Here is a 17205-nt window from a genome sequence, read left to right as displayed (position 1 = left end):
TTATTGCTGTACATTCACAAGAGACTGTCCTTTTAGTCTGTCTTGGTATGGTGAAGTGCTCGAAGTGCATATGTATTTGACATGAAATTGCTGGCCGAGCCATGATTCAATCGTCTTTCAGGGAGTCTGCAAGTAGCCATACAAATCACTGTTGCAGCCGGTTCTGCCTTGGTTTGGTGCCTTTCCGCCTGCATTCGTGCCGATGCGTGCTTTGCATGGTCTGACCACCCATTATGAGACAGTGTCTGTTTATCCAACGGCTGCACAGCAACAGCTGTTTCGCCGCCATTATCGCAGGCAGCTGCTCCCGTCACTTCTGATATACTCAACGTCTGCTCAATGATTGTCTGCTCTGCGGCATACAATATGCCTGTATGTGTGATTCAGCATCAACTGTGACTGAGGATTCTCTGGATTAACACACGTTTGCCTTTGCAATACGGCCTACTTCTTTTAGACGCATCTTCTTAGGAATGAATAAGGAGACATACGAAAGGCAATTTAAGCCGTAGGACACAAAGCGGATGTCTTCAAAGGGACAGATAATCATATCCAAAGAAGGCGAGAGAAAAGTTCGACTTGAAAGCTGGTGAGATGATCTTTCTTTCGTAACTGAGGAGAAAGAAGTCATAATATCCGGGGGTGAACGAAAACCAGTTTCTCCCAAGTGGCCTTTGAAATTTGTATCGTTGTATAATTCATGTATAGCGAACGTGTAATACTGCGTTAGCACCCATAAATGGTTTATCTCTGCTGTTACTCCGATGTAATTGGTCCGCTTGTACTCGACAGGCAGACCAATTACCCCATGTCAAGGTAACGAGTAGGATATAAATCCGGAAAAGGAGAAGACAGCAAGTTAGAGCTACAAACCATGGGTTCAGAGGATAACAAGGCAGTGGTTCTTCATTTCGTCCAGGAAGCGCAGGGAAAGCACCGGTTGGATCTTGTCGCTGATATGTTGCACCGGGATTACATCGGCGGACAGTGTCCGTGCTGATGTTGGGTTACAAGTCATTGCCAATTGTTCTGATGATATCCTTCGAATTGAGCGGCGATAACGTGTGGGCGAGGCTGTTCGGACCTGTCGAACCTTTCAGTGCTTCCATCGCATTCTGCAGAGTGACAAGACATGGTCTATCACCCGACGCAAGCCACCTGAAGATGGTTGGCACGTTGGTTCCAAGCGGGCGGGTGCGCACACTTTGTGTCATAGACTTGTGAGTGTATTGAGGATAAACAAGTATCTGATAGACCATTATTTGTCTTTATCACACTGAAATAGACGCAAGAAGAAGCACTCCACCACTTACCATTCAGCCTGACAAATGCTCACAGGCTTTCGATGTAGAAAATTTCAGGGAAAGAGACTTGCAAGGCAGAAACATCACATATGGCAACTTGCGTCAGATTTGAGCGGTCTTAATGCAAGGAGATGGTAAAAAGCGTCCGGTTTGGCAGGTTGGGTATGAAAGACTGAATTTCCAGTTTCAGAGGGCAAAAGAGTCATCCGGTTCAGGCAGTTCGGAGGCAGTTCGCATATTCATGCAAATTCATGCAGCTAAGTCCTCTGCCTTCTTTACCGTAATGCCGGCAGATTTTCCCGCCGAAGCCATTTTCCTGTCGTTTGTCACAAGAGGCAAATTAAGTTTCCGGCTCTGGAATATGTAAGCCGCATCGTAGAAAGCCGAACCCTTCTCAAGTGAAAGCAGCAGCACTTTTTTCAGATCTTCCGGCTCAAGGTGAATCCTCTCAATGGCGCCCAGCACCCTGGAGAATTCACGAGAAAGCTCGAGGACACTATCACGGTGCAAGGCCCCTTATGCGGTTGTCCTTTCCCTTGCTCAGTATACTTCCGATTTCATACAATGCCAGATCGAGAATGAATGAGCTGCCGAGTATGGGTAAAATACTTTGATCCGAGCTTAAGAAAACAATTCAAACATTGAACTCCCATCGATAACAAAACCTTGCGGCAGATGCTCAACTCCTTTCTCTGTCCTTACGGAATTCAAGCACCAGTTGCTCCATGTCCACTCCCTTCAGAAGCTGGTGTATTCTGTAAACGCTCCCTGCGAGTTCCTCATCTCTCCTTTTCCTTATTTCCTCCTTCAGTGCCGCCCTGACCACTTCAGAGCAGTTGATTTTCAGCCGTCTCGATTCTTCGAGCAGATGCTCATCAATCCTTACACTCAGGAGTCTGGTCATACATCATTATATGACGATTGCTGTACATACTTATTCTGTTGTATGTTTATCACAGTCGGGCCGTTCCAGCCAGGCCGGCAGTTCCACAGAAATCTGCCGTTCAGGCGTTTTTCAGCCGGCATTGTAAATCTTCTGTTCAGTGCGAGCGGCGCGGAGACGCCAAGATGCCTGGCAGTTGTCCCCTGCCCTGACCCTTATGCCATGTGCCTCATGCCTGATGCTTCCTACTTCGTATAATGTGTACCATGCTTCCTTATCACTTGGCAACTGTCTGATAAACTGGCTGACAGCGCGACGACCGGACCGGTAAAAACATGAACTGAACAGAAGAGGAAGGCGATGACAGTGTCTGCTCTATCTCGATCCCCCTCTTCAGAAACTCGTAATATAAATGCCGGTTTGCCACCACTGTCATCGTTATTGCCGATACATCGTCTTTGTTCCATCGAAATATCCTGAAGAGTGATGGATGGCTTTCCCTGACAGAGGTAGGAAGCATAATGTTCGGATGCTGAACGCGGCCGCTGCCTGAATTGTGGCAAAGTGTGGCGGCCACCACATTCTCGCTCCCAGGGAACATGCCTGCCAATATTATTTGGAAAGTCAATCCGGCCTGTCCCGCACCAAAATTAACCTTCACTTCAGCCAGATTTTGCAAAAGCGCAATTGCCTGATTGGATGGCAGCGGGACCAAATTAAGCGGCGGCCGACAGATATTCATCAGGCCATCGTTAGGATAGCACACCGCCGTCCACAATGGAGATGCCGAAGGATATCCGGCCAATAACATCTGATTTCAACGGACTGACCCGACACATATATTGAACAACCATAGTGGGCGTATAGCGGGTATCAGCTGTCTGTTCCTGATAGTAAAAATTCTAATATAAGAGGATTGATCGTTTGATCAGCGGCCGGGAGGGTTGTCTCGACGATCCGTTGTGGGCCTTGTGCCCACTCCCGGTTGTCCTTCATTTATTCTGTTCGTCCTTTTTATTCATTATCGACTTGTCGGCTTGGTCGACTGAAACAGGTTGTGCATTTCACCTTCCGATTTCAACTGCGACTCCGTATGGTTCATTCAGGGGAGCGTGCTCTCATCGAAGGCCGGAAACGCCAGTTGATCCCTGAAATATTGATATATTTTCTGGGACCAAATTGCATGACTAATTATCGAATCGCATCAGATTTGAGAAAGTCGAGTTGAGCTAAAACCTCAATGTTCATTTCTCTGCTGGCCGGTCAACATTGTCTCTGCATATTCCGCCAGCCCTCTGAAACCCGAATCAAAGCTGAGAATGAATTTGATCTTCTTGTCCTCAATGTGGGCCAGGGAAATGCAGTCAGTGAAGCTGAGTCTCTTTTCACTATATCGCCTGAACATCTCCCAGGCTGAAGAGAATACACTCCTTTCAGTCCACAGAAGCCTAATCCGATCCGACTTGAATATGAAATCTCCTATATCGAACGCAATTTCTGGTTTTCCGGTTCTTGCGAGCGCAAGAGTAACTGCTTCGTCAATAACATAATCTGAGGTGTAAACCGCCCCGAAAGCACCCTTCAGCGCCTTTTTGATTACCTCGACACTCAGCCTGTGCCTGTCGTCTCTGGAGTTTCTTGCACCGACAAAAACACCCGTATCTATGAAGACAGAAATGGCATCATTCCTCCTGGCGCTCCAAGCCATACAGGTACTTGTCTACACTCTCTGCCGCGTCTCTCACTCCCCAGTTGACTGGTTTGCTTAGCATCTTCCATGCAGCGTCTCTTTCAAGGGGTGTTTTCTTGATTTGCCTTACAAATTCATCTTTGTGAGCGGTGCCGAAATCGATAAGGGTTCCCACCGCGTCCTGCTCATTGAGTTTAATTCCTTCCTCCAGAAATAGGCTCGCGAGAAATTGCTGGAGCGTCTGCTTCTTTTCTTGCTTTATCCTTATCGTTGTAGACGTCATATACATGTATATATGTATACAAAATATATAGTCTTTCAGTTGTTCTCCTGTATCTGTTTCCGATTTCGAGCAGACATAGATGAAAAACACATTTGCGTAACCGCTGACATATATCCATCAAACGGCAGTCCACTGTTTCCAATTTTAACATAACAGTATAGAAGTGACGTCTTCATCCGAATTCGACAGTTTACTCACTGTATAAACTGCTCGTGAAGGAGTAACTCGGGTAAATCGAGCTTCGTTGAGATTGACTATTGACATATGAATAAACATTTAAATGTATACTGCAATATACATAAATAGTATGACCAGGACAATAACAGTAAGTGTCGATGAAGAAGTCGAAAAATCGTTCAGAGAGGCAGCTGGCCGCAGATACGGGAAAAGAAAGGGCTACCTGGGGAAAGCCATCACCGAAGCAATGAAAGAATGGTCCGAGAAGAGCCGGGAGAGTGCTGAAGTGAAGTTCCTTGATCTTCTTGAGAAGGGAGCCAGGATGAAGAAATGGAAATTCAACAGAGAAGAACTGCATGATCGATGAAGTGTTTTTCGATTCCAGCATCATATGCTATGCCTTTGATTTGAGGGAACCGAGAAAAAGGGCCATCTGTCTTGAACTGATAAGACAGGTTCTTAACAGTGAAATCAGGGGTGTGGTGTCCAATCAGGTTCTGGGCGAAGTATTCTATGCAACCGTCAGGAAATTCGGTCTGCCTGCCGATCAGGCATTTACAATAGTAGACGGCATAGTCAGGTCAGACAAATGGAGAAAAGTCGACTATACCTGTGAGACAATAGATGTAGCGGCCAGAAAATCCAGCCAGTCAAGGATGCATTTCTGGGGCGCAGTGATAATGGAAACTATGAAGGAGAATGGCATCAGGAAAGTCTTCGCGGAGAACGTGAGGGATTTTGCCGACGTCAAAGGCATCGAGGTTGTGAACCCATTTCTTTGAGCATTGGTCTGTCTACAAATCCCGGTTGCGATCCAGGTTTGCTTCGACTTAGAAAATTGAGATTGTGTAGGACGGAAGTAGTCTTCTCGAAACCTTTTGCTGAAGGCATGAATTGAAGGTGCTTACCGACTTGTGTACGGTCTCGCACCAATAGCCCAGGCTAGTTGGCGGCTGTCCCCGTCGCTGCGTCAAAGGCTCATTGACGGCAGGTGTGAAATCGAGTCTCTCATCTGTCACTGGATTGTGGCCTTTACGTACTCTCCGAAGAGCGGTGTAAATAAACTGTAATTGCCCCGTCCGACTTTGCGTACGCAATCCTTGTTAACCAGTCGATCCAAAGCCACCCATACTGTTTTCAACGGAACATCGCAAATACGACTCACCGATTTAGGGGTGGACGGTCCATCCAACTTTGCAAGACCGCCCAGTATTTCCCTTTCCTTGGGGCTTGCAGAATCAAACCTCTCTTTGAAAAGCTGAACTGAAAGTCTGGACATCACCACCGGAACGATGCTGTCGAAGACCCTCGCATCTAGATTCTTTTCGCCTGTTTCAAACGCAAAAAATCCAAAGGTCTGGACGACATATGGATGCCCCCCACTTTTTTCATAAACTTTCTGGACCGCATCGCTCTTGAATTTGCGCTGGAATGCTTCCATCGGTCTTTCCAGTGTTTCTCGCGTCTCATCCAGCACCATTTCCTTAATTTCTAGTGGCAGAAAGAACCTTTCCATCGGGGAGTGAATTTCCCTGATGCCTCTGAAAAGGTCCAATTTACCGGCCACGACCAGCATGTAATTCATATTACTCTCCGCGAATCTCGTGAACAGAGTTCTCAGGAAACTCCATGAACCTTCTATTTGCTGAAGTCTCTCTGCTTCGTCAAGCAGAAAAACTATTGCAGGTATTTCGTTTTTCACTTCGGCCCATACCCTTGCGAACTCATCATAAAACACATCCTGCAGGAGTGAAACCCCTCCCTGCCTCTGCACGGATACACCGGAACCCATTATCGAGACGTTCAGTGAGTAGTTCTGGAAGAACTTCCTGGTTCTACTCGACGCTTTCATTCTTGCCGAGAATATTGAAGTACATGACGCCTTCAGCGCATATAGCATGAACTCCATGAGAGAATTTATTGAATCGACCGTCGTGTCCAGCTCTCTCCTGACCGCCAGAAAGCCACGATCTGTTGCGAGGTCATCGTACTTTCTTAGAAGGGAGGACTTGCCGATTCCGCGTTCTCCCATCACTGCCAGATGGTGCAGATTCCCCGTGGAAGAGTAATTCAGGCACTCTTCGAAAATATCCAGCTCTTTCTTGCGCCCTCCGAAGTACTTCGGGTCTATTGGCTGACCGGGCCTGAACGGGTTAGTGTGGTACATAGTCAACAATACCAACAAAAACATCAACAATATATAAGCATTGTTGGTTTCGTTGTTATTGTTGTACCTGCCATTGGAGGCAACACATGGCCGGGCAGCTTCACCGCGCTCATCGTTCCGCTGCAGCAGATGGGCAGTGTGGCATAAGTCATTTCAAGGATGCTAATGTCCCGCTCACCTTCGCCCGGGTAAGGCTGAACGCTACATATGCATAGATTCTCGTGATAACGCTCAAAATAAGCAAACAACCATCCTATAAGGCAAAACAGGCCCTGTTACAGGCTAATTGACAGATCCTCGCAAAGATAAGGAAGAAGCTGCCGGAGAGAAAGAAGATGTTACTGTCAGCACCGACCCGACGGGGATGAGGGGAAGCAGTGATGGTTTGGGACATCCTTTGTTATGCGTGAAGTCCACACTTCACCTGCTGGTAAGGGGCTGATCGATTTCCTTTACCGTTTCAGCAACCTTAATTCGTTTTTCAGCCACTGTTCTCATCTCCTTGCAAGTCCAGGCATCACCATCTGCCCGTCTCCGAACACGTCCAGCCGCCTCCGGTTGCTCCAAGCCGGCTTTGATTATTCGGGACGGAGATCTCCGGGTTCATTGAGCCTGTCTTGGTGTACCGCTCCAGGCTCCGGCCACAGCGTCATAGCTTCAAGATGCCGGTATGGCTCTCCGGCAATTACGCTCCCGTCAAATCCCTTCCCTCAGGGACCGGACTCTGTATTAACGCGACATTGTCTGATTTCAGATATGTGATGGATGAAGGATGACATCTCACAAGATGTGGGAATATCTTTCGATGCCACAGACTTGCTTCTCATGTTTGCAGAGCGCCCGGTTCTCACTAATCCAGCTCAAGCTTCCCGGACCTTCAAGATAGAGAGACAGTAGCAGCCTGGCCAGACCGGACTGCCTCTCCATCGCTCTAATCGGCTCGATTTTGTCCAAAGGAAGACATTTGAACGCCCAGTATCGTATGGTAAGAAATCAGGGATTGCTGAAAATTACCGAAACCGGAAGCAGTTCCCCAAACTCGATCAAACTCGAGCCGGAAAGCTGGCAAAGATTGATACGATAACCTGCAGGATTCTTGGTTCCAGGTGTGGTTATGAGCCTTATGAGAGGATACTTGAGCAGCCGGATTTACACTTCGGATGCGTTGCACTAGTTCTTTTTATAGGCAAGGCGGTTTTGATTGTACTTGAGTTTATCAGCTGAGTGAGCTGGATGTTTTCAGACCCTAATTCACCACAGATCCAAATTATCTGCTGGATGCTGAAAAGGGGCGGAACAGTCAGCTACCGGAAATTCAACGTAAAATGCGGCCAGTTGCAGGTTGACTCGCAAATGAGTTACGATCTCTTGCATGATAACGGCATCTTAACGAAACTCGATGCCAGAGGTGAGGATGTTGTCAAAATCGTTGATTTGGCCATTGCAGGCAGAATACTGGCGGAACTGAACATGAGGCCGCCCCATCATTCAGGCCGGTTTGGGCTCTAAATTAGAAAGTTTACTTTTCTATTGCAAAGTTATATTAAGCATTAATTTGTACGATAACACTGAGCAATGAATAACCAGAGGAGAGACAGCATGGCTGAAGATAAGGAAGCACTTGACTCTATATCAGGCGAGGCACAAAATAAACCCTATGGTGGGCTGCTCGGAGACAGTGTAACGCTGAGGGTCGTGGAAGAAATCGTTGCCGATCCAAACACCGTATTTAGCCCAACGGACCTTGCAGAATTGACAGATTCCTCTGCGCCTGCTGTGAGAAAAGTACTGAACGATCTCTTAACGTTAAAATTCATCAAATTGGCAAACAGGAATCCTAAGAGGCCGGTATATAGTGTTGTCAAATCGACGAAGAGGTTTCTGGCGCTTGAATTACTCGCCTACGCCAGGCTAGATGATCGCGAAGGCACGACGTTCTTTGATGAACGACTTAAGGAAGTGATTGGCAAAATCGAATTCTCCAACCATCAATAGTCTCTGCAAAAATTGTTCATAATCAGTACCACCGCTCCTGCGGGAAATCGGGAATCCGATACTGCGTCATCCTATGATGAGCCATATGGTGATTATCTATCCCTTCAGGCGATGGATGCCCAATGGCAAATACGAAGGAACAAAGGGTAGAGATCTCCGTTGAGCCATACAAACGAATTGTAATAAGAAGTTATATGCAGTTCGCATCGCCGGTTATGTGTTCAAACTGGCGAAGGGGTGATGCGTCAAGGCCCGTCTGGGCAGATCAGCACCGTTTCAGCTCATGCACTGCCTGCGCTCACCTTACGCTTGACGATTGGTGGACTGGACTATAGGGCTAACAATAAGCACGACAGCGAGGCGGACAGAATTGCATGCTGATTAGCTGGAAAGAAAGCATAAGAAGAGGACAGTAAACCGGTTGATATGTCTGGCATTTGATGATGTTACCGTGTTTAAACTTCCTTTGCCCTCTCTCCTGTTCGCATTTCGTTCTTCATCCAGTTGACCATATTGTTCAGCCCCTCCTGTATTCCTACGGCGGGTTCCCAGTTCAGTTGAGCACGCGCCCTGGATATGTCCGATATGTAGACTTTCTGGTCACCGTTGCGCCATCTGTCGAACCTGAAAGCAGGTTTGATACAAGTCAACTCCTGTATTCGTTCGAGCAGCTCGAGCAGCGATATCGTGTTTGCCGACCCTCCGCCCATGTTGAAAACACCATGTTTTAGATGAGAGTTGAGGAAGGCGTCATATGCCTTCACCAGGTCTGTGACATAGAGTACATCCCTCACCTGCCTGCCGTCGCCGTAAATGGTGATTTCCCTGTTCCTCAGTGCGGAGAGCAGGAAATGCGCCACCCATCCCTGGTCCTCGTTCCCGAACTGCCTTGTTCCGTATATGCAGCTCATGCGGAAGACACCTGTCTTCAGGCCGTACGTGTGACCGTACTCCTGCACGTATAGGTCTGCGGCCAGCTTGGATGCGCCGTATGGTGTGTGTTCGCACCCGTCAACCGGGAAGTCTTCCGGTATGCCCTGTGCATATTTGCTGTCCTCATACCGGTAACGGTTTCCTGTCAGTTCAACTTCGATACTGTTTACGTTCTCCCCATACACTTTGTTCGTGGAGCAGAAGACAACCGCAGGGTTGCGTCCTGATTTCCTGCATGCCTCAAGCACATTGAAAGTGCCAATCATATTGGTATCAAAGTCTTTCCTCGGATCCTTGAGGGAGGTTGTGACTGCGACCTGTCCGGCAGTGTGCACGACAGCGTCTGCGCCACTTATGAGATCGTTCATACTTTTCTCATCCGTGGTTGAGGCTTTCACGAGTTCTATTCCACGATTCTTTGACAGATAATTCCAGTTGTATGCCGATGTGTCTACACCTGTTTCCCCAAGGAGCTTTCCACGGGACAGGTTGTCAACAGATGCAACTTTCCAGCCAGAATCGGCAAAGTATTCAGCAGCATGACTGCCGATGAAGCCTGTGCCACCGGTCACGATCATTCTATTGTCTGCCATTTGTATCGACATTCCTTGTGTGTGAATGGGTTGTTACCAATAAAGTTTGCTGGCTGTGCAGCCAATGTGTATGTGTCCTGAGAATGGCTCAGGAAGCAAGATATCTTTTCCTTTCCTTCTCTTCCATCTCAAACATGTCAGCTGCTTCGATCTCTGAACCCCATCGTACCAGTTTGTCTATTCCCCTGTCCATTTCGGTGAATTTTATGTCACCGAATGTTTTGCGCAGCAACGAATTGTCCGCAAAGTCATGTCTGTTATCACCCGGTCTGAATTCTTCAGAAACATGCGCTTCCAGCTCACTTCCAAGATTGTTACGGAGCATGTTCACGACTTCAAGCAGGGACCTGGGTTTCCCTGTTCCGACATTGTAAACGCCAAGCCCCTTCTTCAGCGCTTCTGCATTGATCCTTGCGACATCCTCAACATAAATATAATCTCTCAGCTGCCTTCCGTCTTCAAAGAGGAATGGCCTGTTACCGCTTTTGAGTCTTGAGAGAAATATTGCAATGACGCCTGTGTACGGATTGCTCAGGCTCTGCCTTGGTCCATAGACATTGAAATACCTCAGCGCCACCGTGGGAATACCGAGCGCGTATCCAAAGTCCAGCGCCAGCTTTTCAGTTGCGTATTTGGACAATGAATAAGGACTCAAATTCTGCATTGGTTTGTCCTCCCTGATACCCACTGGACTTGCCTCCCTGCCGCATGCTGGGCAGACGACTTCCCATGCCCTGGCCTTAAGCTGTTTGACAGGGCGCTGTTCCGGGTTGAAAACATTGTGTTCCGTGCACTCATAGGATCCTTCACCGTAACAGCTCTTCGACGATGCCACGACAATCTTCTCTATCTGCTCCCTGATTTTCCGGTCTCTGGTAAGTATTTCATAAAACGTTGCTGTTCCACCCGCATTGACGTCCATGTACTTTCTTGCCTGCCAGAAGCTCTGGCCCACGCCCACCGCACCTGCCAGATGAATGACAGAATTTACACCCTTAAGCGCTCTTATCCATGATTGCCTGTTCCTCACATCCCCTTTGAGATATACAGCCTTCGGATTCATGTAAGAGGGTTTTCTGCCCCGGTGGACTTGCCTTTCCAGATTATCCAAAACAACAACCTCATAACCTCGACCCACCAGCGTATCTACTGTATGGCTGCCTATGAAGCCTGCCCCTCCTGTTACTAGAATTTTTTTCATACTATCCCTTTCTATGAAGTTTCAATACGTTTCAGTTCTTTCAGAAGCGGTTCCGCCATACGTGACCAGTCGGGGCACAAATAAACCGAGCAAATAAATTGTGGCGTACGGAAATTTGCATATTCCGGATGCATCTTAATACAGTCCCCTGCAGAGAAAGCTATCTCCGAAGAACTTCCATGAAACGTGTTGTTAAGATGCTCGAAGGCGGTTTCTGTCCGATAGAGAGCAGGGCCTTCCGTCCCCGTCGCCCGGGACATGCATTTTTTATCACAGGTCACGTTGAATACCCCTTTACAGGCCCCCTGCGGTTTACAATTCTCAATCCGATTTCAAGTCTTCATGATGGCAAAGAGGAATACGAGAACAGCAATGACTGCACCGGCGATAGCAGCAATGATGCTCAGAAATGCTCCCCAAATCACTAATGAAAGATTCGGGTCAGCATAGCTATAAATCTGGGCCGCGGCAAGCCATGCGATAGCGACTATTACGCCTACCAGAAGCAGAATGACACCAACCATCCTGCTTTTGCCTGTGCCAAAGTAGGATGTGAATGCACCGGCGAATATCATAAAAATGCTGAATGTCAGAAGAAGCACGGTAACAAAATTTCCAAAATTCTGCACTGGAACGGCATCTGCAGCAACAAGCGATATGATGGTTGGAAAAGTATGCATATTTCTCATCTGGACTATTAGTTGGGTATTTAAAATATTATGCTGCGTTCTGGTGATTCAGATTTTGTGATGAATTAGTCAATTGCCTTTTCCTCTTCTCCTGCGTATATAAACGAGCGTGAAGACTGCAGCAATGGAGACGGACAGCAGGATCACAGCCAACAGGTCATAATTGTTCTTTCCCTCCAGTGCTGTGTTGTTCCCAACAAACGGCAAAATATGCATCGAATGCAAAGTAAGATTCGACGAACCGTTTCTGGCATAAGGAAGTTTGCCGAACGGTATCTGGGGAACAGCAGGAAAAGTGTCATTTGCGCTTATGGACATCGGGCTCCTCCGAAGATTCCCAGAGGAATACTTCTGGCTGAAGTCAAAGAAGTCCAGGGGTATGTTTGAAAACGATACGAAGCCGTTGAGGGGGGGTATTTTCCAGTTAAAGTCAATGAATGCAAGCAGTGAATCGTGATTTAGCAGTGTACTTGAAATATAATCCTCCTTTGCGTAAGGGGAGATTACAATCAGAGGAACCCTGAAACCAAGTTGTATGTTATCGAGGACAGGAGGTGCAACCTGATCGTAATAACCACCTCCCTCGTCGTATGTAATAAAAATCGCACTGCTGTTCCAGATGGCGCTGTGCATTACAGCATTGACTATATTGAGCATCCATACCTCGCCCAGCGTCATATTGCGAGGCGGATGCTGGCTGTACTGTGAATCGGTTGTTCCAACTGGCATGACCCAGCTCACTGAAGGAAGAGTGGATGAATTGACAGCTCTGTAGAAACTGGTCCAGTTCTGGACATACTGAGCGCTGCTTCCGAAACCGGATATGAAATCAAGCGGTATGGAAGAAGTGCTTGAAGTCACAGTGTAATAGGACCAGCTTATGTTGAAATACTGGAGTTCATAGAATACTGTCTGATTGTAAGGGATATAAGGTGGAGGGCCGTTATCAGCCTCGACTGGTGTATATCCGGCAAGAGACATAAGCCTGTTTGGTATAGTTTCGCTCAGATAGCTGGAAAAGTATCTGTCTCCGAGCCCGAATTCTTCTGCGAGTATCCATTCCAGGGAGAGCTGGTTGGAGGTGAAGTATGTCATTGACTGGGGGCCTGAATTGTTTAGAAAGCCGTTCATGAGTCCATTGTTGAAATCATTGTGGTAAGTAGTGTATCCTTCAACAGGATCCGTTGTGCTGTAGGTGCCGTTGGGAACCGGGCTAAGGCTTGAAAGCAGGCTCGTGTTCAAAAGGTTCACCGGCCTCTCAATCCCAGCCGTTGCGTTACTATTGTTTCCCTGAACTTCCGGGTAAATGCCGAATAAGTTATCGAAACTATGATTTTCCATCATTATTATGATAACATGCTTGATGGGTGTTGCAGTGTTTCTCTGGCCGGCCTGAGCGCTTGCAATTGTGGTGAAGCCGGCAATGATTATGATGAATGACAGCAATAATGAAACGATCACGTCAAAGGTAAGTTGCACATCATCACTGCCGCCGTTTATGTCAATTTTGGTTATAAATCCCTGCGTGCAAATTTGGTCGGTGATGCGAAATGCTGTAATCGGCAGTAAAACAATGTAACAGTATTCAAGTCATGCGAAAAGAGGGTGCAAGCAGGGTATGAAGTTACTGTAAATGGTCAATCAAGACAGAATGAATGAGAGAATTGTTCCGGAAAGGAGATGTCGTAGATGTCCTATCAGAGCAGAAATACATATTAATACCTCATTCAGATAGATTCAGGGAGCCAGTATTGAGCAGTTTGCAAACGGGCTGAACGGTGTGGATGAGGTGTGATGAAAAAAGAGGAATATGCAGCATATTTAATTTTCATCGCATTTGCAACATATGTCACCGCTGTAAATGTAAAAGGCATTTACATCATTCATTTCATAGATCAGACCTGGCCTCTTAATCCGGCGCAGGATATCGTGACACTCCTTTATGCCTGGAAAGTAAAGAACATGGGCGGCAGCCAGATTCTGAACATTTTCAATCTGCCGGACATTGGTTGGCCTCTTCTGCTCAGTCTTTTCAGGATACCTCCAGCCTTTGGAGATATTTTCACATACATTCTCTCACAGAGCCTTGCTTCCATCTTCTTCTACAAGATAATGCGAAAATTCATAATTCCATCAGAGAAAAAAATTATCTGGATTGCTGCCATAGTTGCTTCACTTCTGTTCGTCTATAACTATGACATTTTGATAAATTACTGGTGGGACGCCACATCAATAGATTTTCTGTTCTCGGGGTTATTCATTGCCTTCATCTATTATCTAATGATAGAGCTACAATCCTTCATCAGAGGCAACAGAATAAACTACCCCAGATTTGCAGGTCTGCTTATCCTCTCTGAGCTCACATTCAGTATCAACGTGCCTGCGAATTTCAGTTATGCAGTTCTCACTCTTGCATTGCCTGGACTGCTTCTGTTCTATCCGGCGTTCACCTTCAAAGGGTTGAGGCGCTTTATCATTTTCTATGCAATATTTCTGGCTGCAGCACTCGCCATAAATACCTGGTGGATCGGTTCCACCATTCTTTTTTCCCGATTGGCTCCGGCCTTTGCAGGAAGCAGCACCTCTGTGAATTACAACCTGCTGCTCTTTATACAGACGACCAGACCATTGAATCTGATAACACTGCTGAGGGGAATGTATGGGATAGAAAGATATCCCGGAGCCACTGCAGCAGACACCTTCATATACAGCAGCTTTGGCTCCTACCTGACGTATCTTATCCCGATATCCATCGCAATTGCCTACTTTGGCAGAAGAAGGTACAATGTCCAATATCTGTACTTCCTGATAGTTTCCATTCTCCTCGCCATAGTAATGGCCGGAGTAAATTCTCCCGTATATTTCCTTGTGAAAATTTTAGTGAGCAATCCACTGATACTCCAGGCAATTCGTAATGTGCCGGTAGCATTCGGTTACTCCTTCTACACGCTGCTCATCATATTGCTGTCTGTCTCGGTTGTGAGAATTTTACTGCTGCTTGATCCCACCTCACGGTTCAACACCTCCGATAGCGGTTCCAAGAGTTTTCGACGTCTCTCCCGTCAAATTCCGGCCATTCCTGAAAGTGTGTCCTACATTCGTCCTGCCGGATATTTGTGGAAGAATGCACTTCCAGAAGCTAAATGGAAACTTGCGCGTGCATCGGACATTCCTGAAGTCGTTTATACGAAAAGTTACAGAAATCTGAAGGACTTGCAGGTAAGCGTTCGGCACAGAATGCTGAATAACCGGCAGGCGGACTATTACGCAACAGCAGTAAGGACCTACAGCGGAAGAAGGAAGTATCTTGGCCAGTCCTTCGCGCTCCTGCTGATATTCCTGCTCATAGCAGCGCCCTTTGTTTCCACCGCAACACCAATCTTTACCGGTCATGCGATCCCGGGAAGTCCGTACCGTGCAAGGATGTCTATCCCACCGTACGAATATGCGGTCGCTTCCTATCTCAAAACACATGTCGGCAATGCTTACGCTCTTCTCTATCCCGGAGGATTCCTGGAACAGAACTGGACCAACGGCTACGACTCTTACGATGTTCTTCCCTCCCTCCTCCCGGCATCAATGATTATTGACGGCAAGTCCAACCAGGTGCTTAATTTCATCTACAACTCAATCGGAAGCGGCTCGGCTGCAGGAGAAAATCTGAGCCTTGCACTTGCCCAGCTGAATGTGCAGTACGTGGTAATTGAAGGGATGGTTGGCGGCAACGTGCCCTTTGGTTTCGGCCCGCCACCGGACTATCCACTCATCCTCTCATCGTTAAATCACACGGCCAACCTGACGCTTGCAAAGGTGATATCCCCGGACTACATTTACAGGAATGCACTCCTGCCCGGCACCGTTTCGATTGCCAGCAGAATCATTAACGGTTCGGGGTTCCTGGATGGCTATGCTGTGCCTGCAGAGAACATTGGCTCCTCATACTTCAATGATTCTCTGGTCAATCCGATAACCACAGTCTCTCAGACATTGGAAAACAGGAGTCTTTTTGGTACCCATTTCCTGGATTCTGTCAACATGACGTCTGGCTATCTGTCCTCTTCCAGAGTCGACCCGGCGTTGAGCGTGAGCCAGATCGTAGACAACAACACTTTCTTCGGATCTAATTTTAAGGATTATTCCAACATAACCGGTCTGGTGTACAGCTCTTCCCAGGAAAACAGTTCGTTCGTAGCCGCCAATGACTTCAGCGCACAGTGGAATGGAGGCATATCGATATCGCTCAACAACTCCACCAAGGCATACATACAGTCCCATCCTGTATCCGGACCTTTGGGTTCAATGGGTGTTGTCTTCTACAACGGACTTCCGCTCCAGATAAACACATCTGTGTACCCCTACCTGGTAATGAATTTCTCAACAAACATAAACACGGCGATATACATACAGCTGTTTACAGCTCCTGTAATAAACAGCACGACATGGAATAACAACAGATTCCAGGTTGCGCTGTACGAATACTGGGCCTCTAATGGCGTCTACGGTGCCTTCAGATATTCCAGCCCGGGTCATTCCAGCATGCTGCTTGTCAACATGAATAATGCACTCAGCCGCAGCCGCGACAAGACAGTCGATTACATTCTCATCCAGATTCTGCCGCTCAACAACACAGGTGCCGGACTGCATGCATCGATAAGCGACTGGCCCGGATACCAGAATCTCACCATCAGTTATCTTGCCATAGGAAAGTTCTATACCAGCACGCTTCAGCCAGGTACATACATTTCGACGCCAACGCAGAACATACAAACTCAAAACGGCATTGTGACATATGATATTGTGTCGCCTGTTGATGTCCATGTTAACGTGGGTGGTCTGAACGGTACGCTTCCTGTTCTGGTCGTCTTCCATCAGAACTATAATCCATACTGGATGCTTGAGAATACGAAGGGCATATCAAGCTGGAAGCACGTGCTGATTGACAATAGCATGAACGGCTATCTCATTTATCCTGTCAATGGCAGCAACGGCATTTCATTTGACATGAAGTATACTGTCCAATCCTATGTTTACTGGATAGTATATCTGCCTCTTTCATTCAATGTGCTGCTTATCGGTGTTATTATTTTCTCAAAATCATCGAGGACAAGACTGCGCTCCCTGGTTGATCGTTTAGCGAAACACTCAAAAGTGGACGGAAAGACATAATTGAATCCGGTCATCTTCAAAAAGCTTCAATGAATACAACAGTCTTCAAAGGCAAATGGAGTTCTGAATGTCGGGCATTTGAGGGTGATTGTATCGGATTTCGGAAGCGGAAAACATGAAATTT

General features: G+C 47.1%; 16 protein-coding genes. 5 read left to right on the top strand and 11 right to left on the bottom strand.

Translation table 11 applies throughout. The features are described from left to right. Window positions 1–1007 precede the first annotated feature (1007 nt). The 6 genes from KIS29_08225 to KIS29_08200 form a co-directional block, all read right to left on the bottom strand. Entirely contained in the window at window positions 1008–1214 is a 207-nt protein-coding gene (locus KIS29_08225) for a hypothetical protein (GenBank protein MBX8640305.1), read from the bottom strand. 339 nt (window positions 1215–1553) lie between these two features. Continuing rightward, window positions 1554–1814, bottom strand: a complete 261-nt coding sequence (locus KIS29_08220; protein MBX8640304.1) for a type II toxin-antitoxin system VapC family toxin — start codon at window positions 1812–1814, stop codon at window positions 1554–1556. A gap of 169 nt (window positions 1815–1983) precedes the next feature. Next, window positions 1984–2208 carry a type II toxin-antitoxin system CcdA family antitoxin gene (locus KIS29_08215; protein MBX8640303.1) on the bottom strand — a complete coding sequence of 75 codons (225 nt, stop codon included), beginning with the start codon at window positions 2206–2208 and terminating at the stop codon, window positions 1984–1986. Between the two features lie 256 nt (window positions 2209–2464). Then, window positions 2465–2788: a hypothetical protein gene (locus tag KIS29_08210; protein MBX8640302.1), complete on the bottom strand. Its 324-nt coding sequence runs from the start codon at window positions 2786–2788 to the stop codon at window positions 2465–2467. Window positions 2789–3424: 636 nt separating this feature from the next. Next, a complete protein-coding gene (locus KIS29_08205; protein MBX8640301.1) occupies window positions 3425–3895 on the bottom strand; it encodes a PIN domain-containing protein in 471 nt (156 codons plus the stop codon). Then, window positions 3870–4160 (bottom strand): hypothetical protein, encoded by a 291-nt coding sequence (locus KIS29_08200; protein MBX8640300.1) that lies wholly within the window; start codon window positions 4158–4160, stop codon window positions 3870–3872. The genes KIS29_08205 and KIS29_08200 overlap by 26 nt, the downstream gene beginning before the upstream one ends. 307 nt (window positions 4161–4467) lie before the next feature. On the opposite strand from KIS29_08200, the gene KIS29_08195 reads away from it, so the two are divergent. Then, window positions 4468–4704 (top strand): MerR family transcriptional regulator, encoded by a 237-nt coding sequence (locus KIS29_08195; GenBank protein MBX8640299.1) that lies wholly within the window; start codon window positions 4468–4470, stop codon window positions 4702–4704. After that, the gene (locus KIS29_08190) at window positions 4694–5119 is read left to right on the top strand and encodes a hypothetical protein (GenBank protein ID MBX8640298.1); all 426 of its coding nucleotides are present in this window, start codon (window positions 4694–4696) and stop codon (window positions 5117–5119) included. Before KIS29_08195 ends, KIS29_08190 begins: the two co-directional genes overlap by 11 nt. A 233-nt stretch (window positions 5120–5352) precedes the next feature. Here KIS29_08190 and KIS29_08185 read toward each other — a convergent pair whose 3' ends face one another. Continuing rightward, entirely contained in the window at window positions 5353–6510 is a 1158-nt protein-coding gene (locus KIS29_08185) for an AAA family ATPase (protein ID MBX8640297.1), read from the bottom strand. A gap of 1347 nt (window positions 6511–7857) precedes the next feature. Here KIS29_08185 and KIS29_08180 point away from each other — a divergent pair. Beyond that, window positions 7858–8013, top strand: coding sequence for a hypothetical protein (locus KIS29_08180; protein MBX8640296.1), 156 nt, complete (start codon window positions 7858–7860; stop codon window positions 8011–8013). Between the two features lie 90 nt (window positions 8014–8103). Next, complete coding sequence (locus tag KIS29_08175; GenBank protein MBX8640295.1) at window positions 8104–8499, top strand: hypothetical protein; 396 nt, start codon at window positions 8104–8106, stop codon at window positions 8497–8499. A gap of 455 nt (window positions 8500–8954) precedes the next feature. Here the strand turns inward: KIS29_08175 and KIS29_08170 are convergent, their stop codons facing one another. The 4 genes from KIS29_08170 to KIS29_08155 form a co-directional block, all read right to left on the bottom strand. After that, entirely contained in the window at window positions 8955–10025 is a 1071-nt protein-coding gene (locus KIS29_08170) for a GDP-mannose 4,6-dehydratase (GenBank protein ID MBX8640294.1), read from the bottom strand. A gap of 88 nt (window positions 10026–10113) precedes the next feature. Beyond that, on the bottom strand, window positions 10114–11226 hold the full coding sequence (locus KIS29_08165) for an SDR family NAD(P)-dependent oxidoreductase (GenBank protein MBX8640293.1): 1113 nt from the start codon (window positions 11224–11226) through the stop codon (window positions 10114–10116). A 332-nt stretch (window positions 11227–11558) separates the two neighbouring features. After that, the gene (locus KIS29_08160) at window positions 11559–11915 is read right to left on the bottom strand and encodes a hypothetical protein (protein MBX8640292.1); all 357 of its coding nucleotides are present in this window, start codon (window positions 11913–11915) and stop codon (window positions 11559–11561) included. 69 nt (window positions 11916–11984) lie between these two features. Next, window positions 11985–13394, bottom strand: a complete 1410-nt coding sequence (locus KIS29_08155; protein MBX8640291.1) for an alkaline phosphatase family protein — start codon at window positions 13392–13394, stop codon at window positions 11985–11987. A 315-nt stretch (window positions 13395–13709) separates the two neighbouring features. Between KIS29_08155 and KIS29_08150 the strand changes: the two genes are divergently transcribed. Next, complete coding sequence (locus tag KIS29_08150; protein ID MBX8640290.1) at window positions 13710–17081, top strand: hypothetical protein; 3372 nt, start codon at window positions 13710–13712, stop codon at window positions 17079–17081. Window positions 17082–17205: the final 124 nt, after the last annotated feature.

This window comes from Candidatus Sysuiplasma jiujiangense (assembly GCA_019721075.1).
GTDB classification, from domain to species: domain Archaea; phylum Thermoplasmatota; class Thermoplasmata; order Sysuiplasmatales; family Sysuiplasmataceae; genus Sysuiplasma; species Sysuiplasma jiujiangense.
Note: the sequence above shows the minus strand (reverse complement) of the source record. Positions and strands in the feature narration are given on the sequence as shown.